Here is a 22,889-nt window from a genome sequence, read left to right on the forward strand (position 1 = left end):
CCTTGCACCCCAACGCCCGGCCCCTGGCGGAGGCCCAGCGCCAGTTGCAACTGCTGCAGCGCCAGCAGGACCAGCTGGCGCCCGCTCTGTACCGCGACCTGGCCCTCTACCTCCAGGTCCTGCGTGAAGGCCTGCTGCCCGCTGTGCAGCAGGCCTGTTTTCATCTGGCCACCCAGGTCCACCCTGAGCGCTACGCCCGCCTGGACGCCGAGCAGCGCCGGGCCCTGCAGGAGCGGCTGCGGGAGCTGTGCCAGCGCTGCTGCTGCCTACTCACTGTGGAGCAGCTGTTGAGCCTTGCCAACCAGCTGGAGCGGCAACGCCAGCGCCGCGAGCGGGCCGAGCAGCGCCGCCTGCTGGAGGCCCTGGCCGCCGATGCCGGCGAAGCCGATGGCGCAGGCGATGGGACCGCACTACCTGAGGGATCGATCAGCCTGGGGCTGGACCTGCCCCTCTCCGCCGACCTCTTCCTGGAGGGCATGCCGGGCCTGGCCGATCTTCTGGGACTGACGGAGAACGCCGAGTCAGCGCAGGACCTTGACGGGCCAAGCGAGCAGAAGCTACGCGGGGAGGAAGCGCCTGAGGCCGCTGCAGCGGACACCGCTGCGGCCTCACCCGACACCCCACCCCAGGCCCCACGGACGCCGGCATGCAGCCCCAACCCTGAAGAGTCTGGAGTTCAGGACGCTCAACGGCAGTCTGTGTTCCAGGCCCTGTTTGCCATGGCGGCCGAAGGCCTGGGCCAGCCGGGCAGCGCCGGCCTGCGCCCGACAGGCGGGCCTGGACTGCCAGGGGTCCCCGTGCGACTCGACGGCGAAAGGGCAGATCACCAACGGGACGGCGAGGAGCAAGGGAACGGGGAAGGAGACGACGACGGGCAGGAGCCGGATCCGAGTGCAGCCACCGTGCTGGAGCGGTCGTCCGCACCCGAGGCCAGCGACAGCAGTGACGGCCTGCTGCCCCGCGATCCGGCGGCGTTGCTGCGCTGGTGGCAGCAGCTGGATCGGGCCATGGAGCGGCGCCTGCGCAACCTCTCGCACGCGCTCAACCTGGAGCTGATGCGGCTGCGGCTCAGTCGCAGCCTGCTGCCCCCCAACCTGCTGGATGCGGTGCTCGCCGGGCAGGTGGAGGCCCAGTCCGCTCCCGCCAACCTGCTGCGCCTTCCGTTGCCGTTCCCGGATGGCAACGGCCCGCAGGGGGCGCCGCCGCAGGTGCTGGCGGTGCTGGTGCGGTCCAGCGATCTGGAATACGAGCAGCCCAGGCTGCGTCGCTGCCGCCGCCGACTGGAGCAGCGGCGCAGCGAATTGCGCACAATGGCCAAGCGGCACCGCTACTGGCAGCAGCGGGCGCTGGCCCTCCAGGCAGAACAGCAGTGGTTGCAGGACAGCGTCCCGACACCGAACCCCTAGGCGGGCCCGCTGCGGCGGGGCAGGCCTGGTTCCGGCCGCTGCAGCAGGCCCTGCAGTTGGAGGCCGAGCGCGGCTTCGACGACCTGCAGGGCCGCCGCGAGCGCTTCAGCGCCTTCCTGGCCCGCCAGTGCCAGGAGGCTCCAGCCGGCCTGAACCCACCCCAGCGGCAGGTCTTGCAAGAGCTCGCCGCCGCCTACACCGGCTACGGCGGCCTGAGCATGGCCCGCCGCCAGGCCCTGGTGCGCCGCACCCGCCAGGCCCTGCACGAGCTGCAGCGGGCCCTGGAGCCCCCCTCCCCCGTGGCGCCACCCCGGCTGCGGCTGGCGGCGGAACCGGATCAGCCCCGCCCTGAACCGCTCCGCCCCGGCGCAACCCCGGCCCTGCACCCCGACACGCCCCTGGCGGACATTCGCGGCGTCGGGCCGAGGACCGCCCAGAAGCTGGCGGCCCTCGGCCTGTTCGTGGCCCGCGATCTGCTGCGCTACTACCCGCGCGACTACCTCGACTACGCCAACCTGGTGCGCATCGCCGCCCTGGAACCTGGCCGCACCGCCACGATCGTGGCCACGGTGCGGCGCACCAACAGCTTCACCAGCCCCCGGAACCCCAACCTCTCGATCCTGGAGCTGCAGCTGCAGGACATCACCGGGCGACTGCGGGTCACCAAGTTCTTCGCGGGCAAGCGCTTCTCCTCCCCCGGCTGGCTCAAGGCCCAGCAGCGCCAGTACCCGCTGGGGGCCACCGTGGCGGTGAGCGGTCTGGTGAAGGAAACGCCCTATGGCCCGGTTGTCCAGGACCCGCTCATGGAGGTGCTGGAGAGCCCCAATGCGCCGCTGCAGAACCAGCAGATCGGCCGGCTGCTGCCGGTCTACGGGCTCACCGAGGGGCTCACGGCCGAGCGGGTGCGGGCGGCGATCCAGCCCGTGCTGGCGGCGGCCGCCGCCTGGGGCGATCCGCTGCCGGCGGCGCTGCTGGAGCAGCAGGGGTTGGTGGCTCTGCCCACCGCCCTGATCCAGATCCACCAGCCCGCCAACCAGGAGAGCCTCAGCGCCGCGCGGCGTCGGCTGGTGTTCGACGAGTTTCTGCTGCTGCAGCTGGGGCTGCTGCAGCGCCGCCGGGAACTCACCAGCCGGCCAGCGCCCGCCCTGGCCCCGCCCGCACAGGCGCTGGCAGGAACCCTGGCCTGTGGCAGCCTGATGCAGGCGTTCCTTGAGCTGCTGCCCTTCCCCCTCACCGGCGCCCAACAGCGGGTGCTGGCGGAGATTCGGGCCGATCTGGCCCGGGAGCAGCCCATGGCCCGGCTCGTGCAGGGCGATGTGGGCAGCGGCAAGACCGTGGTGGCCATTGCCGCCTTGCTCACCGCCATCGACGCGGACTGCCAGGGCGCGCTGATGGCCCCCACCGAGGTGCTGGCGGAGCAGCACTACAACAAGCTCTGCGAATGGCTGCCCCAGCTGCACGTGAGCTGCGCGCTGCTCACGGGCTCCACCCCGGCCCGGCGCAGGCGCGAGCTGCTGGCGGATCTGGCCAACGGCAACCTCCAGTTGCTCGTGGGCACCCACGCCCTGTTGGAGGACCCGGTGCAGTTCGCGCGCCTTGGCCTGGTGGTGGTGGACGAGCAGCACCGCTTCGGGGTGGCCCAGCGCAACCGCCTGCTGGACAAGGGCCTGCAGCCCCACCTGCTGACGATGACGGCCACGCCGATTCCGCGCACCCTGGCCCTGTCGCTTCACGGCGACCTGGAGGTGAGCCAGATCGACGAGCTGCCGCCAGGCCGCACCCCCATCCGCACGGCGATGCTGAGGGCAAGCGAGCGGCAGGAGGCCTACGGCCTGATCCGCCAGGAGGTGGCCGCCGGCCAGCGGGCCTACGTGGTGCTGCCGCTGGTGGAGGAGTCGGAGAAGCTGGACCTCCGCTCAGCGGTGGAGGTGCATCGCCAGCTCAGCGAGGAGGTGTTCCCCGAGCTCTCGGTTGGCCTGCTGCATGGCCGCATGGCCAGCGCAGACAAGCAGGCCGCCATTCGCGCCTTCGCCAGCGGCGAGAGCCATGTGCTGGTGAGCACGACCGTGGTGGAGGTGGGCGTGGATGTACCGCAGGCCAGCGTGATGGTGATCGAGCACGCCGATCGCTTCGGCCTCGCCCAGCTGCACCAGCTGCGGGGCCGGGTGGGGCGGGGAGCGGCGGCCAGCCACTGCCTGCTGATCAACGACAGCCGCAACGCCCTGGCCCGCCAGCGGCTGGAGGTACTCGTGCACTCCAGCGATGGCTTCGAGATCGCCGAGATGGACCTGCGGCTGCGGGGGCCAGGGGCGGTACTGGGCACCCGCCAGAGCGGCCTGCCGGATCTGGCCCTGGCCAGCCTCACCGACGACGGCGAGGTGCTGGAGCAGGCCCGCAGCGTGGCCCAGCGGCTGATGGCCAGCGACCCCGAGCTGCGCCGCCATCCGGACCTGGCCCAGGTGCTGGCGGATCAGCGCCAGCGGCTCAGCCAGGGGGCGCGGCTGAACTGAGCGCCCCACTGGAGGCCGTCGATGCGAACCAAGAGATCACAGCCACTGCACCCCAGGACTCTCCAGCATCTCCCGCGTTGGCCAGTTCCCCAGGTCGCCGAACAGGGAACCCAGCACGCCCCAGGGGCCCTTGCGGGCGGTCAGCTCCTGCTCGGAAGCCCATTCGACCTCCTGGATCTGGGCCTCACCCAGGCCCAGACCCTCCACGAGCCGTCGGTAGGCCGCCTTCTCCTGGCTGTTGATCGGGGAGCTGTCCCCTGGGCGCTGGCCGACCCGGGCCATCAGGTATCCGAGCTTGAGGGCGAGCAGCCGGTCTTCCTCGCTCTCCAGCCGGGCGATCAGCCCGTCCAGCAGGGCGGAATCCTGGGCCCAGGCCGTGAGCTGTTCGGCCGCGGACTCCAGGGACTCCTGACCCGGCTCCGCAGGGAAGTAGCGGGCCACCAGTTTCAGCAGCAGGCTGCGTTCCTCCGGCGACACCTCGCCATCGGCCCAGGCCACGCTGCAGGCGATCTTCAGCAGGGTGAGCTGGCGGTCGGCGCCGGGATCGCTGCTGGGGGCCATGGGGGCTGAGGGGGCAACGGGCCCATTCTGGGCGGAGTCAGCCAATCCCGAGGGGTTCACTCAAAACCCATCCGTCCAGGAGTCAGACCTGAGGCCTCCGCGATGCAGCGCGATGGCGTTGTGCCTCACCCACCGCCGCGGGGAGTAACGGATCAGCGCGCGATAACCGTGGAACGCCTGCGTCCTGCTCCTCTCCGTTATTGACCCTGCCACCGTCCTTCTCGGCAGCGCCTCAGCCATCAGCAGCTGCGGCTCCTGATCAGGCTCGAATCAGGGCCAGATCGTCCAGCCCGATGGCCCCGATGTGCTGCCGGATACCACGGCCGACCCAGCGCTTGGCACCTCTCCAGGTGATGTCTACGGTCTGCAGGCCACCGTTGGCCCATCCCTCGATCACCATGAGCAGCGTTTCCCTTGAGCACGAGGATCTGGCGGAGGATCTGCGCCGGATCCGCCTGGGCGGCCGACTGGACATGGTGGGGGTCGGCGAAGTCGAGATGCGCTTCACCTCCCTGGCGGCGAGCAAGCCGGTTGGCGTGCTTGTTGATCTGACCGGGGTGACGTTCCTGGCCTCCGTGGGCCTGCGCTGCATCATCCACAGTGCCAAGGCGCTGGATCTGAAGGGTGGCCGCATGGTCCTGCTGGTGGGGGACAACGCCCTGGTGCAGAGCACGCTGGAAACCGTCGGCATCGCCGACATCATCCCGGTGTTCTCCGATGAAGCTGCGGCTCTGGACGCTCTGGGGCGTGGCGACCACTGAGGTGATGACCGCTCCTCCCGCGCCCGGCAGCCTGTCCCTGGAGATCCACGCGGATCCGCTGGAGTTCCGTCGCGCCTCCTCCTGGCTGCGGGAGAGCGGGGCGGCCCTGGCCGTTCCCGATGCGCAGATCGACCGGCTCGAGCTCTGCCTCAACGAGGTCCTGGCGAATCTCGTGGAGCATGGCGGTGCGGCGACGGCGCAGCATCCGATCCAGCTGCTGCTGGAGGCCGTTCCGCCGGCCGGTGGCTGCGGCGCGCAGCTTGTGGTCTCCGATCGGGGAGAGCCCTTCGACTCGGGCCAGGCCGGCGTCAAGGCCATCCCGGGCAGCCTGGACGAGGCCTCCCCTGGCGGCCTGGGGCTGCGCCTGGTGAAGGCTTTCAGCGATGGCCTAGCTTACCAGGTCGTGGACGGGCGCAACGAACTCAGAGTCGCGATGCACTGGACGCCAGGATCCTGAGCCCCGACGCTGCCGCACCCCACGCCGGCCCCAGGCACCCCCAAGGCTATGGCTGGATTCCCCTCTTCCGGGAGGTGGATGAAGCGTTACTGCTGCGGCTGCTCAGCCGGTGCGAGGTGCGCCGACTCAGCGCCGGCACCGACCTGCTGCGGCCGGGGGAGCCCAACGACAGCCTCTACATCCTGCTCAAGGGAGAGCTGATGGTGTATCTGTCAGCGGAGATCACAGCGGGCCAGGGCATTCCGATCCAGCCGGGACACTGCATCGGGGAGTATTCCGCCATCGATCGGCTGCCGGTGTCGGCGCTGGTGCGCTGCGAGGGGGAGGCGGAGGTGCTGCACCTGAGCGGCCCGTTCTTCTGGAAGCGGCTGGTGCCCCTGCCGGGGGTGGCCCGCAACATGATGCGGGGGCTCACGGAACGGGCCCGCACCACCAACCAGCTGGCCTTGAGCAACCTGCGCGAGCGGCTCGAACTGGAGCATCTGCGCAAGGAGCTCGACCTGGCGCGGCAGCTCCAGGCCAGCATGCTGCCCCTGGGCCATCCCCTCTTCCCCCACCGCCCCGACCTGGATGTGTGCGCCCGGGTGGAACCGGCGGCCAGCGTCGGTGGCGACTTTTTTGACAGCTTCCTCACCGCCGACGACCGGCTGTTCGTCTGCATCGGCGACGTGTCGGGCCATGGGATCGGCGCGGCCCTGCTGATGGCGCGCACGATCGGGCTGATGCGCAGCCTGGCCATGACCGCCACCGCTCCGGAGGCCGTGCTGGAGCAGCTGAACGCCTTCCTCTGCGAGGGCAATGACACCTGCCTGTTCGCCACCCTTTTCTGCGGTTACCTGGAGCCGAACAGTGGACGCTTCACCTACTCCAATGCCGGTCATCTGCCCCCCCTGCTGATCCAGGACGATCGCTGCACAGAGCTCCCCCTGCCCCGCGGTTTGCTGGCCGGCGTCGCCCCCCGGGCCAGCTACCGGGCCGAGACCGTGCAGCTGAACCGCGGTGATCTGCTGTTCGCCTACACCGACGGGCTCAGTGAGGCGGAGAACGGCGAGGGCCAGCCCTTCGGCATCGAGCCCTGCCGCGACCTGCTGATCCCGCGGAGGGAGGCTGCGCTCCCGACGATCCTGGATGACGTGCGCGAGGCGCTCACCGCCTTCAGCGGCAGTGAAGCCCTGGAGGATGACTGCACCCTGCTGCTGTTGCGGCGGCCCTGAGCTGCAGCCCAGCGGTAGCCGTGCTTAGGTGGAAGGGCTACCTACAGCACCCTTGATGAGCGAAGCCTTTGCGCGCTTCCACCCCAACCCTGGATGGACCGCCCAGCAGACCCAATCCCAGACCACCCAAGCCCAAGCTCCAGTCACCGATACCGTCGGCAAACACTGCATCCTCGAGCTCTACGGCTGCAACGGTGCCAGGCTCGACGACGAACTCTTCCTCCGGTCCGCCATCACGAACGCAGCACTGCGTGCAGGCGCGACGCTTCTCAATCTGATCACCCACAGCTTTGAACCGCAGGGGGTGACGGGTCTGGCCTTGCTGGCCGAATCCCATATCTCCATCCACACATGGCCGGAGTCGGGCTATGCAGCCGTGGATGTCTTCACCTGCGGAGACCACACTATGCCGGAGAACGCCTGCCAGGTGCTGGTGGAGGAATTACAGGCTCAGAGTCATCTGCTCAAGAGCTTCCGCAGGGAAACGCCCTGCCAGATCGCCGGAGCGGAGCGCGAACCCTACACGCTGAACTGAGCAGGGTCTGATGGGCGTGGGCTCTGCGGCAGCGGCTCAGACCGTTGTCGCATCCCGCACGCTCTCAAACAGGTCGATATCCCAGGCCACGAGGTCACGGCGGATCGCTTCGACGCGGGCATTGGGGAGCAGGCGGGCCAGATCTTCGCCCGTGATCACGCCCTGGAGTTCTCCACCATCCTCCCGCACGAAGGCCATGGCATGCCAGGCCAGAATCGCGGCACCGACCGCTGTGGGATAGGAGATATAGGTGGCCCCGGCATAGGGGCTGTGCAGCAGCCCTTTGTAGCGCAAGTAGCTGAAGCCCACGGTTTCAATCGTTTCCTGGCGGTCGCTTCGCACCTGCTCCGTGTAGCGGATTTCAGCGGCGGCCGCAAAGTGGGCTCGACGGATCACGCCGTTGCGCAGGTATTCTTCAATGCAGCGGGGCTTGTTCATGCCCGGCAGGATCGCGCGCACCATCGCCTCCACGGTGAGTTCGCCCTGCTGCGGCAAGGTGCGCTTGGACAGCAGATTGAGCTTGAACAAGGCCTTGACCAGCTCCACCTCGGAACCGCCTGTATAGACGCCAATGGACTCGATCTCCGGGAATGAACGGTGCAGGGACAGCAGCTCTTCCTGGTAGAGGGGATACTGACGCGTTGGTGATATCTCGCCGGGGAAGGTATGATCGCGAGCAGCGCTGAACGGCTCCAGAATCTGGAGGCGACCCTCACGCAGCAATCGGGGCCGAGCCGCAAGCTCTTCCAGAGCAACGAGGGGAGACCAGGAGAAAACGATCTCATCGGCATCGATGTCCTCGAGCAGAAAGAGATCAACACTCTCGATCTCGAGATCGCGGCGGCGTGCTGCACGCAGCTGATGCAGTCGCAGGCCGATCAGGAAGTTCGTCACCCCCGGAGAGATGCCGAAGTTGATCAGGGCCGCACGGCCGCGCCCACGGTAGGCCTGGTCAAATGAGTACTGGGAAAAGGTATGGGTGCGCTCGGTCTCGGCGTCGTACATATCCGAGGCCAGATCGAGCACGTTGGCGCCGAGTTCCAGCCCAAGCTTCAACATCGGCTGGTTGAAGCGTGGATGGGCCGCATTGACCAGCAGATGGGCGCCCTCCAGGTGGAGCAACTGGCCATCTGTTCCGTCAAGGAGGGCGTCGAAGTCTGACGCCTGAACAAAATCGATGCGATCAAACAGCCACTCCGCATGGAACAGGGCATCGCGGGCCAGTTCCGGCTCCAGTACCACCACAACAAAGTGCATGGGCACGCCATCGCGCTCGGCCAGTTCCGCCAGGCAGATCAACATGGAAGAGCCCACGGCTCCGAGCCCGAAAAAGGCGACGGCGAGGGGATCGACTGCCTCCGATGGTCTGCTCATCGCCATGGCTCCTCGGGCCTAGGGCCCCTGAATGGCCCCTGCAATTCCCGACTGTCCGTCCTGGGAGAGCGCAAAGCCAAGAAACGCCTTGGCGGCAGCATTCGGCGGCTCTCGATAGGCATAGAAGAGCGGGCGCTGGAATGGATAGGCCTCTGCCTCTGGCGTATTGCCATCAATGGGCAGCACTCGCACCGTCTGCTGATCAGCAACCTGGCCATAGGTGGCGTAACCGATCCCATCAGGGCCGAGCATCCGCAGCATGGGCGTCGTCGCATCCCGCACAAGGGTCGTGATGTTGGGTGTCGTGCCAAAGTTGCCATCGCCTAGAACGATCGTGCGGAAGGTCTTGTTGGTGCCACTGACGCTGGGCCTGTTCAAGACCCGGATCGCACGATCAGGCCCGCCGAAGGTAGCCCAGTTCGTGATCTCGCCACGGAAGATCTGCACCAGCTGGCTGCGGGAAAGGCCGCGACGGAAGGGGTTGGCGACTCCCACAACGATGGCGATTCGATCCTTGGCCACCGGCACAGCGCGCAGTCCACGCCCTTTCTCCTCTGACGTCAATGGGCGGGAGATGGCCGCCAGGTTGATGTTCCCAACCAGGAGAGCCTGAATGCCATTGTCAGAACCAGTGGCCGCAGTTTCTACCTGGCTATCGGGGTAGGTCTTCAGGAAGCCAGCCTTGAGGGCCTCATTGATGAGAACCATGCTCGTGGACCCATCAAGGCTGACCTTGGTGCCAGCAGGCACGCTCGCTTGCAGAGGAAAGAGGGTCGAGCTCTTGAGGGCACCATCGGTTGCCTGGCCACCGCCCGCAGCAGGGATGGACGGCGGACTGGGAAGCGAGGGGATGGATGGTTGCCAAGCCTTCAGCTTCGACCACTGGGACTGGAGCAGCCACAGATCAGCCAAGGCCAGAGCGATGAAGACAATCGGCGGCGGACCACTTCGCTGGCCTCCGGATGACTGCTGACTCATGACTGCTTGGGTTCGGGACGTTGCGGTGCTGCCGCCGCCTCCAAGGCCTTGAGCCGTTGGGAGACCTGATCATCCAGAGTGAGCTGATCGAGATCAGCCGCCAGCTTCTCCTGGGGATTCTCAGACAGTTCTGCCAGGGCTCTGCTGGTCAGGTGGCGACCCTCAACAGCATGCTTAGCCGCCTAAAACTGGAGCGTGCCGAGCCGATGTCGAAATCACTGTTGACCTTGGCGATGGATTCGAGCGCGGCATTAACCTCGGCCAGGTCTTTCATATTCTGCATATCAGACTTATACTGCTCCAGCTTGATTCGCTCTCGATTCAGCTTGTCTTTTGATGCAGTGACGAAGACCTCTGCCTGCTGTACTTGCTGATCAAGCGTTGGTAGCAGCGTCTCGATCTGAACTGCACGCGTCATCGCCAGGCGGGCAGCATCTTCATGACCTGAGCTGAGCGCCAGTTGCGCTTGCTCTTCAAAGGTCTTGAGCTCGTTCGTCTTCTCCTGGTATTTGCTCTTGGCTCTTTCATAGGCACCCACTTGCATGGCCACTGCCCTGGCCAGCTGCTGCACTGACTCCTGCATCGACTGCAGCGATTCCTCAGCCACAGCGACAGCCACCTTGCCACCGGCCTCCACAGGCAGGCCCCAGAGCCATCGCCAGCTGCCCACTATCACGCGACCAGCCCGCTCGCCCATCAGCCAATAGACGAAGCTCTTCACGCCTTGCCGCCAGCTTCAGGAAGGTTAGGTGGCAGCTGCTGGGACGTCATCGGGGGGTCTGGCCTCAGCCAACGATCGGCCTGGCGTGGAGCAGACAGGTCAGGATGGAGGCAACCAGCGCGCCTGGACCCCATGGCGACCGATCCTTCCCCATCGCCTCCCCCCTTGGCTTGCGAAAGAGATCTGCCGGCGCTGCGCCACGTCGATGGAGCTGCCATCCTGCTGCTGCTCCTCGGTTGCCTCACTGGCCTGGTCCTGCTGATCCGTCGGGGTGACGAGGTGCCTAGACCGCAGGCCACTGCCCCCGCTCAGCAGCCATGGGACAGCCGTGAGGACCTGCGGCAGCGGATCGGAGAACTTGAACAGCGCCTGCTGGACACGGTGCCCCGCTCGATCGAGCAGAAGTATGGGGATCTCTGAGAATCATCCAGGCCAGGCGACCTGACTTTGCCGGATTAAGGCAAGGCAAGCCTGCGGTGTGCGGACCACCGTTGTTCTGGCCAGCCAATCGTCGCGTCTTTGTCAGCCCTTAGCCCAGTCTTTACTCGGCTTGCGGTGATCGTGCATCAGATTGGACCTGATCGTGAAATCTTCTTGGTGCCTGCTCCCTCCAGGGATGTGGACTGCAACCTTCGTGAGGAGCTCGAGCGCATCCAGTCCGCGATGCGTCAGATCGAGGACGAGGAGCAGAAGACCCTCGCTGCCGTGGATGCCCGCTACCGCGCCAGCGCCCGCAACCTGCTCCACTTCATCGCCTTCCACCGCCACCATCACCCGGGTCTGGAAGCGGCGCTGCGGCAGCGGGGCCTGAATTCACTGACGGGGTGCGATCCCCACCTCCAGCAGTCGCTCTCGGCGGTGCTGCGCTGGCTGAGCCCTCGCCAGGGCCACCCGGCCGAGCGCACGGGGCCGGACCAGCATGAGGGGGAGCTGCTGCTGCAGGCCCACTGCGATCTGCTCTTCGGCCTCGGTGACAGCGCTGATGGCAACCACGACGGTACGGCGATAATGGTGACGCTCCCCTCCGGAGCCACCCAACATCCCGAACTGATCCGGGAGCTGGTGCTGGCCGGCATGGGTCTGGCCCGGATCAACTGTGCCCACGACGGGCCAGACACCTGGCGGGATCTCGTGCGACAGGTGCACGCTGTCCGTGCCTGCACCGGTAAAGCCTGCCGGATCGCGATAGACCTTGCTGGCCCCAAGCTGCGCACCTGGGGTCTGCCCCACCAGGAGGGCGTGATGGATGGGCGTCCGCAGCGCGACCGTCTGGGCCGATTGGTCCGCCCCTTCCGGCTGCTGGCGCTCGACGCATCCATCGACGCCCCGATTGACGCGGCCAGCCCAGCGAGCGACGTGGTGGTGGTGCCCGTGGTTGGCTCAGGGCTGCAACAGCTCCAACCTGGGGATCGGCTGCGGGGCCGTGACGCCTCCGGCCGCTGGCGCGACCTGTTGGTCGTGGAGACCCGCGCCGATGGGGTTCTGCTGAGCTGCAACCAGCGCTGCCGCTTCATCGCTGGCCTGCGCTTCCAGCAGGAAGGGGGCCTCGCCTCGCTGGAGGTGGCGAATCTCGCCCTCGAACCCGGGCAGTTGCTGTTGCGTCAAGGCGACAAGCTGCGTCTCACGTCAACCCCCACAGGCGAACCCGCCTCGGTCGCCTGCAGCCTGCCGGAGGTGTTCGCCCAGCTGAAGGTTGGGGAACGGGTGCTGTTCGATGACGGCAGGATCGGCGGTGTGATCCACAGCGTCTCCACTGCGGAGGTGGGTGTGACGATCACCCAGGCCCGGCCCCGGGGCAGCCGGCTGCGGGACGACAAGGGCATCAACTTCCCAGACAGCGCGCTGAGCCTTCCGGCGCTCACGGGCAAGGACCTCGAGGACCTGGCCTTCGCCACCGAGCATGCCGATCTGCTGAGTTACTCCTTCGTCAACTGCGCGGCCGACATTGAGGCCCTGGAGATCGCCCTGCGCCGCCTCGGTCGGGAAGATCTGCCGGTGGTGCTGAAGATCGAGACCCGCCGCGCCTTCCTGGATCTGCCGCGACTGCTGCTGGCGGCGATGCGACGGCCCGCGCCCGTCGGCGTGATGATCGCCCGGGGCGACCTGGCGATCGAGTGCGGCTGGGAACACCTGGCGGAGATCCAGGAGGAGATCCTGCGCATCTGTGCCGCTGCCCATGTGCCCTGCATCTGGGCCACCCAGGTTCTGGCTGCCATGGCCCGGACCGGTCTGCCCACCCGGGCCGAAATCACCGATGCCGCCATGGGGGCCCGGGCGGAGGTGGTGATGCTGAACAAGGGCCCGAACATCACCGCCACGGTCCGCACTCTGAAGGACATTGTTGAGCGGACGCACGGCGGCCAGCATGGAGACGGGACGGGGAGCGATCCGCTGCTCTCCTGCCTCTCCTTCCGTAGCAACTGCATTCCCAGCTCGGTCGGTCTGGCCGGGCAGCCATGAGAGGCGGCTGTTTGGTGGATGCTCACGCCGTGAGCTTCACGCCTGCGGTCATCGGTCTGCTGGCCCTCCCCCTGGCGGGGCTCGCCAGGGCAGACGTCGCTGCCGCCCTGCCCCTTCCCTGCCCAATGACAGCCGGCTGGCAGGTAGACCGCCAGATCAGCCTCCCCAGGCGCAGCCCTGCTGGCGAAGCGATCGGCGGCTTCTCCGCGGTGCGGTACCACCTCGCCACAGACAGCCTGCTGCTGCTCAGTGATCTGCCGAGCGGCGCGGTGCTGCGCTGGAGCGGGCTGAGCAGGCCCGGGGGGCTGGATCTGCAGCAGATCACGGCCTTGCGCAGTGGCCCCCGCGAGGCCCTTCCGGCCGCGCTGGACGGGGAGGGCCTGGTGGTGCTCGGCGACCATTGGTGGGTGGCGAGCGAGGGCCGCCGCAGCCGCGAGCGTCCGCCCCAGCTGCTGCGCTTCTCCGCCACCAGCGGCGACTTGATCTCAGCCATCGCTTTGCCGGACGCCTGGCAACCCGGCGAGGGCCAGGGGCTGGCCAGCAACGCCGGCCCCGAATCCCTGCTGCTGCTGGGCAGCGCGGAGCGCTCGCGGCCGCCGGCCCTGCTGATGGCCGCCGAACAGCCCCTGCTGCAGGACCCGCCCCAGCAGGTGCGGCTGCTGCGCTGGCAGTGGCCGGCCGGCGCCGATCCAGCCCGGGTTGATCCCCAGCCGCAGCCCCAGGGCGCGCTGCTGCTGCCCCACGGGGAGGGCTGGGGCCTCACCGATCTGCTGGCTCCCGAGCCCGGCCGGCTGCTGGGGCTGTTGCGGCGCTTCGAGCCGCCGGATCGCTGGCAGATCCGCCTGGCGCTCTACCCGCTGCCGCCGGCCGGCAGCACGGCCCCCGTGCAGGCCCTGGCCCAGTGGGATCTGATCGCCATGGGCCTCAGCCCCGACAACTGGGAAGGGCTGAGCCTGGGTCCGCCCCTGCCCGACGGTCGCCCCAGCCTGCTGCTGGCGAGCGACGACAACCTCAACCCCCTGCAGGCGAACCGCCTCGCGCTGCTCACCGCCAACCGCCCCGGTCCCTGCCCCGCCCCGTGATGAACCGCCGCAGCCTGTTGCTTCAGTTGCTCGGCCTCGGGGCCGCCGGGATCGGAGCGGCCACGGTGCCCGCCCTGGCCGGCTCGCCACGCCGCAACACCGCTGCCGCTGCCGGCCCCCTGCCCTTCAAACCGATCCGGGGACCGATCCCCCTGCCCACCGATGGCCTCAGCGCTGCCCAGCAGCGCCAGCACTACGCCCGCATCAACCTCGACGACCGGGTTGTGGTGCCCGAGGGCTACCGCAGCGAGCTGCTGCTCAGCTGGGGGGATCGGCTCGCCCAGGGGCGCTTCGGGTTCAACAACGACTATCTGGCCTTCACGCCGCTGAATCCGGACACGGCCCTGCTGACGGTGAACTTCGAATACATCAGCCCCCGGCTCTGGTGCGAGGGCTACGCCGAGGTGATGGGCACCGAGCTGCCCTTCGCGGCCCTGCGGGAGGCGCTGGCCAGCCGTGGCGGCAGCGTGGATGTGCACACCCTGGCGGCCCAGGATCCCCTGCGGACCCTGGTGCTGGCGGTGGCCACCGCCGCCATGGACGACCTCGGCATCGGCGTGGCGGCCCTGGTGCGCGATGCGAGCGGCCAGTGGCGCCACCAGAGCGGCCCGCTGGAGCGGCGCATCACCGGCCTGAGCGGCTGGCAGCAGCCTGGCCAGCAGCTGCGCTGCACGGGGCCGGCCGCCGCCGTATTCAAACGGCGGCAGCGCCTCGGCTACGACGACGGTCTTGGGGATCGGATCATCGGCACCTTCGCCAACTGCGCCGGCGGCCAGACCCCCTGGGGCACGGTGCTCTCGGCCGAGGAGAACTACCAGACCCATGTGGTGGACCGGGTGTTCGCCGACGGCTCCTCACCCGCCCCGGGCGAACGCCGCTTCCGCTTCGATGGCGAGCGCCTGGAGGGGCTGGGCAATCCATTCGGCCTGGCCGGCAACAAGTACGGCTGGATGGTGGAGCTGGATCCGCGGCGCCCCGGGCAGCCGGCCGTGAAACACACCGGGCTGGGCCGCTTCCGCCATGAGGCTGTGGCGGTGCAGGCCCGGGCCGGTGAACCGCTCAGGGTGTATTCCGGCTGCGACCGCCACGGCGGACACGTGTACCGCTTCGTGAGCGCCGGGATCGTTCGCGATCCCGCTGACCAGGCCAACTCCAGGCTGCTGGAGCAGGGGCGGCTCGAGGTGGCCCGGTTCAGCCCCGATGGCAGCGGGCGCTGGATCCCGCTCAGTCCCGACACGCCCCTGGCGCCGATGCGCCCCAGCCACTACGCCAGTCGTGGCCTTAGCCAGGCCACCCTGCTGCCCCACAGCGACCGGCGCCAACCGGGCGCCGAAGCCCTCGGGAGCGATGAAGCCGTCGACGCCTATCTGCAGCGCTACCGCACCCTCGCCGACCTCTACCCCGGTACCGGCGAGGAGCGCCTGGGCGCGATCCTGATCGACGCGCACCTGGCGGGCAATGCCGTCGGTGCCACAGCAGCCGCAAGGCCGGAAGATACCGAGATCGATCCCAGCAGCGGCGATCTGCTGATCACCTTCACCGCCGCCGGCTCCGATGGCGACGGCCGGGCGGACCCAGCGATCTTCCAGGGCCCCAAGGGTCAGACCAGCTGGCCCTATGGCTGGGTGATGCGTCTGCAGGACGGCGACACCAGCTTCCGCTGGCGGATGGTGGCCACCGGCGGCACCCCCTGGCAGGGGGGCATGGGCTTCTCCAATCCCGACAACCTCGCGATCGACAGCCGTGGCAACGTGTGGATGGTCACGGACCGAGCCAGCAGCAGCAGCGCCCTGGATGTGTTCGGCAACAACAGCTGCTGGGTGCTGCCGGCCGACGGTCCAGCGGCGGGTGGGGCGGGGCTGTTTGCAACCGGGCCGATGGAGTGTGAACTCACCGGGCCGTGCTTTGACACCACGGAAACCACGCTGTTTCTGGCCGTCCAGCACCCCGGGGAAGACAGCGCCACCCACCACAGGGGCGAGGAAGAGTTCCAGGCCCACACCTTGAAAAGCCGTGATGGTCAGCCGTTCGAACAGTTGCGCAGGGTGCCTCTGGGTTCGAACTGGCCATCCGGTATCCCCGGCCGGAACCCGCGCCCCGGTGTCGTGGCGATCCGCCGGGTGGATGGTGCGGCGCTGCTCGCCCCCGATGCGCGGAAGAGGGAGGTCTGAGCCCCGGAGCCGTTGCAGCCCCAGCACGGGCTGCGTAGGTTGATCACAGGGATCCCTGCCCCCATGCGTTCCACGCCTGCGTGGACCCGGAGATGACAGCAGCCCGCGTGGGTGATGAGTGTGCACCCTCTGGTGCCGATCAGGCCTCCATGGCCCGGCGGCACGCCTGGCTCGGTGCCCTGCGGCAACTGGCCCAGGCGGATGACCAGATCGACGCGGCTGAGCAGAGCCAGCTTGAGGTGCTGCTGGCGGCTGAACTCCCTGGCGAGAGCCTGGAGCAGCTGCCCCTGCCCGGCGATGCAGCCCTCTGCCATCGCCTGGGAATTGGCACCTCGATCGCCGAGGAGTTCCTGCGTAGCGCGGTGATCCTGGCGCTGGCAGACGGCTACCTCAGCGAGCGCGAGGTGGAGCTGCTGCGCCATTGGAGCCAGCTGCTGGCGGTGGGCGAGGACCTGGTGGGCAAGCTGGAGAGCGATTGCGGCGACAGCCCCAATCCCAATCACCACCTACTCGACCCGCTACGCCACTGGCTCGATGCCATCCATCCCCACGACCCGGCGGTGGCCGAGTTGCTGGTGAAGCTGATTCCGGCCCAGTGCCCATTTGAGCGGGATGTGGTGATTCTGGGCCGCAAGGTGGGCCACATCCCACCGATGTGCAAAGTCAATCCCCTCTATGACGAGCTGATGGGCCTGCGGTTTCGCTGCCTTTGCTTCCTCGAGGGAGAGGACGTGCCGCCTGCCACGGCAGACCCTACCGCTTATGACTGAACGGCAGAACTGGCGGAGGGAGGCGCTGGGTGTGCGCGCCCGTGGTGGTGAAAGGTCCTTAGCCTCACGGTCAGTTCCTTCTGGGCTGCGACCAAGGGTGGGGTTCCCCTCCGTCTGAGGAATCGCCTCCGCCAGGGAGACCAGCTCGTGCTCCTTGGAGCGGGCCTTGATCCATCGCTCGATCGGATCAGCAGTCAACGCACCAGTCCGGCTGACTTGCAAAGCCCTTGAGGCCACCCCGGACCATGAGGAGGGCTGCGCGAAGCCGATCCACAGAGCGCCGGTGGGGCAGGCAGGGGCCCAGGCCTGTGGGTGGTGTCCGTGCTCCGCCTGAGGCCCTCGCGTGCCGCGCCCCGGATGCTCCCGTTGTCGGGTCGCTACTGGTTCCGTTTTTTGATGTCGCCTGACAGAGGGGGTAGCCAATCCACCCGCCCAGATCCCGCCGGAGCCGGGTTGCATGGCCTATGCAGGGGATCGCCTGAGCGTTGTGTCCCACATCACAGGTCAGCGCCGGTTGCATGGCTACAACGCTGGTGGTTCCCGGCGTTCCTGCTCTGACGGATCTGAGCCAGCTGACGCCGGGTGAGGGGCCCGTGCTGGTGTGCGGTCTCGGGGCCCTCGGTCAGGCCTGTCTTCAGCGTTTGCTGCGCTTTGGGGTACCCCTGCGCTGTCTGGATCTCATCCAACCGATCTGGCGAGATCCATCACTGCAACAGCAATTGGATGCCACCCTCACGATTGGTGATATGCGCTTCCCCCGAGTGCTGGAGGAGGCATCCGTTCAGCACTGCCGAGCAGTTCTCCTTCTCAGTTCCAACAGCACGGCCAATTTCGAGGCTGCCCTCCAGGTGAGGCTGCTGAACCCCTCGGCCGAGATTGTGGTGCGCTCCACCAGTCAGCAGGCCGGTCTCGGCACCCTCCTGGAGCAGAGACTTCCTGGCATCGCTGTCATTGATCCGATTCTGCTCTGTGCCGGGGCTGTCACCACGGCCCTACGTCCAGGAACCGGCCCGGCCAGCCTGGAGATTGACGGTGAGACCTATCTGCTGCGGCAGGCCCTTCGGCGAGACCGCCAACTGGAGAAACCGATTCGCCTGCCGCAGGAACTCGCCAGCCCGCTGCCGGTCCTGCTCGAACCGAGATCTCTGCATCGCACCGCAACGCCAGATCGACGTTGGCAGAGCGTCTGGAAGCGATGCATTCGAAACCTGCGTTGGCTGCCAACGCGAAGCCTGGTGGCCTGGAGGTCGCGCTCGCCACTCCAGCAGCTGGCCATCCTTGTCCTCGTGCTGTTGCTATGGATTGGGGTGCACATTTTTGCCCGCTTTCAAGGCTGGACGCGGGGGTTATTCATTACCCTTGCTCTGCTCAAGGGAGAGTACGTTGATCCTGTCAACGTGCTTCTCGGTGGTGACCTGTCGGCCGGCGCTCCCAATGCTGGCTTGGTGATCATCACCCTGATTTATTCGCTGGTCGGAACACTCATTACATCTGCGATCGTGGCAGTCATGCTGGAGCGTCTACTGCGCGAACGATTGGGGTACAGCCGTCCCCGTCTCACCGAGCGGGACAGGCAGCCGGTGCTGCTGGTCGAGGGTAATGACTTGGCCCGAGAAGTCGGCTCTCAGTTAAAGCGTCAAGGGCATTCCGTTGTGCGTGTTGTTGGCAAAGCCACCGATGTTGGCGAGCCCCATGCGTTGGTTTTCGAGCAACTGGATCGTGCCATCCAGGCGCTGGCGGACCGGGATGTCTCCGCCATTGGTCTGCTGTCCACCGATCTGCTCCACAACCTGCAGGAGGCCCTGGCCTTGCAGCAACGCTGGCCTAGAGCCAGAGTTGCCGTGTTGGCCCATGCCTTCGGTGCTTCAGCGCAGCTGGGAGAGCTGCTTGGCGGGCTGGCCGTGATCTCCACCGTCGATCTGGTGGCGGATGCCGTGGTAGCCACGGCCTTCGGAGAACGGGTGGAAGGCGTCCTCCAGGTTCGAGGACTCAACCTTCTGATTGTGCGCTACCGCATTGACAGCGACGACAGCCTCTGCGGCCTGGGGTTGGCTCGCCTGGAGAACGGTTACGGATTTACGATTGTGTCCCTGAAGCGGGCCCAGCACTCGGAGGCCATCCTTTTGCCAGCCCCCGAACTGGTTGTCGCAGCAGGGGATCAGCTCGTGGTTCTCGCCACAGCTGAGACCTTGCGGCGCGTCGAGCTCGCTGCGATTGTGCCGCCCCGTCATCGGCTCCGCCTGAAGTTCGCGCACCGGCGTGCCCTTGATCGCCGGTTTGAGATTCAGCACAGTCTGGCCCGCTGGATCGGTTGCTCACCAGCCCATGTGCTCAGCCTGCTGGATGGTGAGGAGTGCCTCACGCCTCCGCTGGATGAGGAAATCTGCGACCTGTTGAGTCGTGAGCTTCAGCGCCAGGGTGTCATCTGTGAGCTGGTGAGTGATGCACTCGCGAGTAGTGGTATCTGAAGATCGGAGCCGTACCGAGCAGATCTCGTTCAGTTGTTGACGAGGACGCGCCAGCACTGTTCCTGTCGCCCGTCTTTCAGCCCACCGGCATCATGACCTCTTCCTAAGGAGACTCTGGAAAACCAAGCCCGATTGCGAGACAATGGCCCTGTGAGTGCAGGACAGGGAAGGGCTGATGGGCGGCAAACAGCTCGGCTTCTCTGATTACGAGCAGACCACCGCCAAGAAGCTGACCAAGCGGGAGAAGTTCCTGGCGGAGATGGAGGCGGTGGTGCCCTGGCAGGCACTGATCGAGCGGATCGAGCCCCACTACCCCAAAACCAGCAAGAAGGGCGGGCGCCCCCCGTATCCGCTGGCCACCATGCTGCGGATCCACCTGCTGCAGCAGTGGTATTCGCTCAGCGATCCCGCCATGGAAGAGGCCCTGATCGAGGTGCCCACCATGCGACGGTTCGCTGGCATCGACCTGATCAGTGACCGGATCCCTGATGAGACCACAATCCTGACCTTCCGCCACCTGCTGGAGAAGCACGGGCTTGGTGAGCAGATCTTTGAGACGGTCAAAGACCACCTGAGCAAGCGGGGCATGACGATGCGGCAGGGCACGATCGTGGATGCCACCTTGATCGCGGCACCCAGCTCCACCAAGAACAAGGCTGGCAAACGCGATCCGGAGATGCACCAGACCAAGAAGGGCAACCAGTGGTACTTCGGCATGAAAGTCCACATCGGCGTGGACAAGGACACCGGCCTGATCCATTCGGTGGTGACCAGCGCCGCCAATGTGCATGACCTGACCGCAGCGGCTGACCTGCTGCACGGTGATGAGGACGTGACCTACGGCGATGCGGGCTACCAGGGAATCGAGAAGCGCGCTGAGATGGCGGGCAAGTCAGTCGAGTTCCGCGTCGCGATGCGGCCAGGCAAACGGAGAGTATTACCCGACACCCCGGAAGGCCGGCTACTGGAATTGGTGGAGGCAGCCAAGGCCCACATCCGCGCCAAGGTTGAGCACCCGTTCCGGGTGATCAAACAGCAGTTCGGCTTTCAGAAAACGCGGCTGCGGGGCATGACCAAGAACCGCTGCAAGGTCAATGTGATTGCTGCGCTAACGAATCTGTTCCTGGCCCGTCGATAATTGCTGGCAACAGCGTAAACAGGGATATCATGTGCCCAGATGGGCTCACTCTGCAGGGCTGATAAGCCCAAAAGGGGTCAGATATTGACCTTGAACAGACTCAGAACAGCCGAAAAGCAAAGCAGAAAGCGGAATCCACCACTTTCTTTGCTCAGAGGCCGCCCAACTCCCTGTTGCCCAGAGCTTCCCTAACTACCAATGATCCTAACTGTCCTAGGTTGGCGAGTACCTTTGCTGGCCAGGCGTCGCTCCCATGGATACTCAGTCCAGTGACACGCTGATTCTGCGAAGCTTGCTAGCCCTCAAGCCCCGTGCACGGATTCAAGACCTCAATACGGGTGATGTGATGTTCAGCTCCGGTGACACCGGTGACTGCCTCTACGGCGTACTGGAAGGCCGTGTGGGCTTGTCCTGGCAGGCTGTGCCCCTTGCGAGCTGCTGGGTCCGGGTCGCTGTTTTGTCGAGGGAGCCGTGGTTCAACAAGGGCACACCCACCAGGGCACGGCGATTGCCATGGAGCCGACCAAGCTGATTGTGATCAATCAAGAGCTGTTTCTCTTCGCCGAGGAAGCCCTGCCCATGTTTGCCGTTGAGCTGCTGGCCTCGCTTGAATCACGCCTCAGGGATTTACGGGATCCGGCCGCTCGTTAACCCTTCCTTAGCCTGCCGGCGTCAGGTTGGCAGTGGTGAATGCCTCTGTTGCCATGCCCGCTCTCGCCGACCTGACCCCTATGCAAGCCTTTGCAGCCATTCCTTTGGCGGCCATCTGCTGTGATCAGACGTTTGCAACAGAGGAGGCTGAGGTCATTCGCCAGCAGCTCCTCAGCCGTGCTGCGTATCGAGCCATGGAACCCTATGCCTTTGGCATGTTGATTTCAGGCCTGCTGAAGCGTCTGCGGGAAGAGAGCTGGCAGGAGCTGATTGCAGCCGCTGTTCCACAACTGAATCTGGATCAGCAGGAAACGGCTTTTGCTCTTGTCTGTCAGTTGATCCACTGCGATCGGAAGGTCGCAGCAGTTGAGCAAGAGTTTCTTCTTGCTCTTGCGGATCTGATGTCACTGGAGCCAAGCCGCACCCGCCAGATTCTCGAGGTCTGTGAGGTGATGCACCGCGATTGCCTTTGATGCTCGGCCGCAGGGCTGGGATAGCCCGACTCATGCGGGCATGCCTATCGCCCATTGGTCAGTTCCGCCTCCCCCTGCCAGCAAAGGCGGGCGATCATCCCCTCCTCGTCGGCCGGGATCTGCAGAAAGGTGACGGCCGGCCACCAGTGCAGGGCCTCCTGGAGCTCCCGCAGCAGGTGGCGGTCGTTGGCGCCGATTCCGCCGCTGAGCGCGACCACATCCACCCCGCCAGCGCTGGCGGCCATGGCGCCGATGCCCTTGATCAGGTTGTGGCGAAACACATCCAGGGCCAGGGCGGCACCGCTGTGGCCGGCGGCCGCCGCGCTCCGCAGCTCCCGCCAGTCGCCGCTGAGGTCCGAGAGGCCCAGCAGACCGCTCTCTTGGCTGAGCACCTGATCGAGCAGGCCGGGACTGATCCCCTGGCGCAGTTGGTGCAGCAGCAGCCCTGGATCCACCGCACCGCTGCGGCTAGCCATCACCAGTCCATCCAGCGGCGTGTACCCCATGGTGGTGTCCACGCTGCGGCCCTCACGGATGGCGGCCAGCGAACAGCCGGCCCCCAGGTGACAGCTCACCAGCCGCGGCAGCTTTTCCCCGCCGGCCGCGCGCCACTGGTCCGCTGCGCTGGCGGCCACATGTTGGTGGTTGAGCCCGTGGAACCCGAAGCGGCGCAGGCCCTGCTCGCGCCAGCTGCGGGGCAGGGCATAGCTGTATGCAGCCGGGGTGAGGCTGGAGTGAAAGGCTGTGTCGAAGCAGGCCCACTGGGGCAGCTGGGGCCGCTGGGCCGTGAGCCAGTGGATCGCCTCAAGCGCTGGCCCGTTGTGCAGGGGAGCCAGGGGAACCACGGCCTCAAGCTGCTGTAGCACCGCAGGCCCTAGGCGGGTGGGGGCGATGAGATCCGCGCCGCCGTGCACCACCCTGTGGCCCGCCAAGCGGATGCTCGGCCACCAGGCGGCCAGTGCGGGCTCCAGCCAGACCTCCAGCACCTGGCTCACGGGGCGACCTTGTAGGGCCTGCTCGCCGTGCCAAGGTCTGCAGGTGCCGCCCGCCCAGATCAGGGCGGCCTTGACGCTGGAGCTGCCCATGTTGAGCACCAGCACCAGTTCGGGGGGCGCCATGGCCTCAGGGCATGTCGCAGGTGATGGTGATCGGGAAGGGC

General features: G+C 66.9%; 20 protein-coding genes. 15 read left to right on the top strand and 5 right to left on the bottom strand.

Going from position 1 to position 22,889, the window contains the following annotated elements:
- Window positions 1-2 precede the first annotated feature (2 nt).
- Both CJZ98_RS10870 and recG read left to right on the top strand, forming a co-directional pair.
- Window positions 3-1,406, top strand: a complete 1,404-nt coding sequence (locus CJZ98_RS10870) for a hypothetical protein (RefSeq protein WP_094591152.1) — start codon at window positions 3-5, stop codon at window positions 1,404-1,406.
- The gene (recG, locus tag CJZ98_RS10875; RefSeq protein WP_094591153.1) at window positions 1,370-3,916 is read left to right on the top strand and encodes an ATP-dependent DNA helicase RecG; all 2,547 of its coding nucleotides are present in this window, start codon (window positions 1,370-1,372) and stop codon (window positions 3,914-3,916) included. The genes CJZ98_RS10870 and recG overlap by 37 nt, the downstream gene beginning before the upstream one ends.
- Window positions 3,917-3,952: 36 nt before the next feature.
- Here recG and CJZ98_RS10880 read toward each other — a convergent pair whose 3' ends face one another.
- Window positions 3,953-4,477, bottom strand: coding sequence for a tellurite resistance TerB family protein (locus CJZ98_RS10880; protein WP_094591154.1), 525 nt, complete (start codon window positions 4,475-4,477; stop codon window positions 3,953-3,955).
- A gap of 398 nt (window positions 4,478-4,875) precedes the next feature.
- Between CJZ98_RS10880 and CJZ98_RS10885 the strand changes: the two genes are divergently transcribed.
- From CJZ98_RS10885 to speD, 4 genes are all read left to right on the top strand, one after another.
- Window positions 4,876-5,238 (top strand): STAS domain-containing protein, encoded by a 363-nt coding sequence (locus CJZ98_RS10885; RefSeq protein WP_157910956.1) that lies wholly within the window; start codon window positions 4,876-4,878, stop codon window positions 5,236-5,238.
- Complete coding sequence (locus CJZ98_RS10890) at window positions 5,195-5,695, top strand: ATP-binding protein (RefSeq protein ID WP_094591156.1); 501 nt, start codon at window positions 5,195-5,197, stop codon at window positions 5,693-5,695. Before CJZ98_RS10885 ends, CJZ98_RS10890 begins: the two co-directional genes overlap by 44 nt.
- Window positions 5,696-5,769: 74 nt before the next feature.
- Window positions 5,770-6,909: a PP2C family protein-serine/threonine phosphatase gene (locus CJZ98_RS10895; protein ID WP_094591157.1), complete on the top strand. Its 1,140-nt coding sequence runs from the start codon at window positions 5,770-5,772 to the stop codon at window positions 6,907-6,909.
- A 55-nt stretch (window positions 6,910-6,964) separates the two neighbouring features.
- The gene (speD, locus tag CJZ98_RS10900) at window positions 6,965-7,444 is read left to right on the top strand and encodes an adenosylmethionine decarboxylase (RefSeq protein ID WP_094591158.1); all 480 of its coding nucleotides are present in this window, start codon (window positions 6,965-6,967) and stop codon (window positions 7,442-7,444) included.
- A gap of 36 nt (window positions 7,445-7,480) precedes the next feature.
- On the opposite strand, the gene CJZ98_RS10905 is transcribed toward speD, so the two are convergent.
- The 3 genes from CJZ98_RS10905 to CJZ98_RS10915 form a co-directional block, all read right to left on the bottom strand.
- On the bottom strand, window positions 7,481-8,746 hold the full coding sequence (locus CJZ98_RS10905) for a saccharopine dehydrogenase family protein (RefSeq protein ID WP_198537700.1): 1,266 nt from the start codon (window positions 8,744-8,746) through the stop codon (window positions 7,481-7,483).
- Between the two features lie 90 nt (window positions 8,747-8,836).
- The gene (locus CJZ98_RS10910; RefSeq protein WP_094591160.1) at window positions 8,837-9,796 is read right to left on the bottom strand and encodes a phosphate ABC transporter substrate-binding protein; all 960 of its coding nucleotides are present in this window, start codon (window positions 9,794-9,796) and stop codon (window positions 8,837-8,839) included.
- A 148-nt stretch (window positions 9,797-9,944) separates the two neighbouring features.
- On the bottom strand, window positions 9,945-10,517 hold the full coding sequence (locus CJZ98_RS10915; RefSeq protein ID WP_198537702.1) for a PspA/IM30 family protein: 573 nt from the start codon (window positions 10,515-10,517) through the stop codon (window positions 9,945-9,947).
- A gap of 165 nt (window positions 10,518-10,682) precedes the next feature.
- Between CJZ98_RS10915 and CJZ98_RS10920 the strand changes: the two genes are divergently transcribed.
- From CJZ98_RS10920 to CJZ98_RS10960, 9 genes are all read left to right on the top strand, one after another.
- Entirely contained in the window at window positions 10,683-10,937 is a 255-nt protein-coding gene (locus CJZ98_RS10920) for a hypothetical protein (protein ID WP_094591161.1), read from the top strand.
- Between the two features lie 177 nt (window positions 10,938-11,114).
- Window positions 11,115-12,977, top strand: coding sequence for a pyruvate kinase (locus CJZ98_RS10925; RefSeq protein ID WP_157910959.1), 1,863 nt, complete (start codon window positions 11,115-11,117; stop codon window positions 12,975-12,977).
- Between the two features lie 29 nt (window positions 12,978-13,006).
- The gene (locus tag CJZ98_RS10930) at window positions 13,007-14,059 is read left to right on the top strand and encodes an esterase-like activity of phytase family protein (RefSeq protein ID WP_232756398.1); all 1,053 of its coding nucleotides are present in this window, start codon (window positions 13,007-13,009) and stop codon (window positions 14,057-14,059) included.
- A complete protein-coding gene (locus CJZ98_RS10935; protein WP_094591164.1) occupies window positions 14,059-16,230 on the top strand; it encodes a PhoX family protein in 2,172 nt (723 codons plus the stop codon). The genes CJZ98_RS10930 and CJZ98_RS10935 overlap by 1 nt, the downstream gene beginning before the upstream one ends.
- 149 nt (window positions 16,231-16,379) lie before the next feature.
- Complete coding sequence (locus CJZ98_RS10940) at window positions 16,380-17,000, top strand: Mo-dependent nitrogenase C-terminal domain-containing protein (protein ID WP_094591165.1); 621 nt, start codon at window positions 16,380-16,382, stop codon at window positions 16,998-17,000.
- Between the two features lie 518 nt (window positions 17,001-17,518).
- Window positions 17,519-19,468 carry an NAD-binding protein gene (locus CJZ98_RS10945; protein WP_094591166.1) on the top strand — a complete coding sequence of 650 codons (1,950 nt, stop codon included), beginning with the start codon at window positions 17,519-17,521 and terminating at the stop codon, window positions 19,466-19,468.
- Between the two features lie 175 nt (window positions 19,469-19,643).
- The gene (locus CJZ98_RS10950) at window positions 19,644-20,606 is read left to right on the top strand and encodes an IS5 family transposase (protein ID WP_094591167.1); all 963 of its coding nucleotides are present in this window, start codon (window positions 19,644-19,646) and stop codon (window positions 20,604-20,606) included.
- Between the two features lie 513 nt (window positions 20,607-21,119).
- Window positions 21,120-21,257: a hypothetical protein gene (locus CJZ98_RS19100; RefSeq protein WP_232756399.1), complete on the top strand. Its 138-nt coding sequence runs from the start codon at window positions 21,120-21,122 to the stop codon at window positions 21,255-21,257.
- Between the two features lie 53 nt (window positions 21,258-21,310).
- Window positions 21,311-21,730, top strand: coding sequence for a tellurite resistance TerB family protein (locus tag CJZ98_RS10960; protein ID WP_094591168.1), 420 nt, complete (start codon window positions 21,311-21,313; stop codon window positions 21,728-21,730).
- A gap of 44 nt (window positions 21,731-21,774) precedes the next feature.
- Here the strand turns inward: CJZ98_RS10960 and CJZ98_RS10965 are convergent, their stop codons facing one another.
- Entirely contained in the window at window positions 21,775-22,848 is a 1,074-nt protein-coding gene (locus CJZ98_RS10965) for an acetate/propionate family kinase (RefSeq protein ID WP_094591169.1), read from the bottom strand.
- Window positions 22,849-22,889: the final 41 nt, after the last annotated feature.

The organism is Vulcanococcus limneticus LL (assembly GCF_002252705.1).
Lineage (GTDB): Bacteria > Cyanobacteriota > Cyanobacteriia > PCC-6307 > Cyanobiaceae > Vulcanococcus > Vulcanococcus limneticus.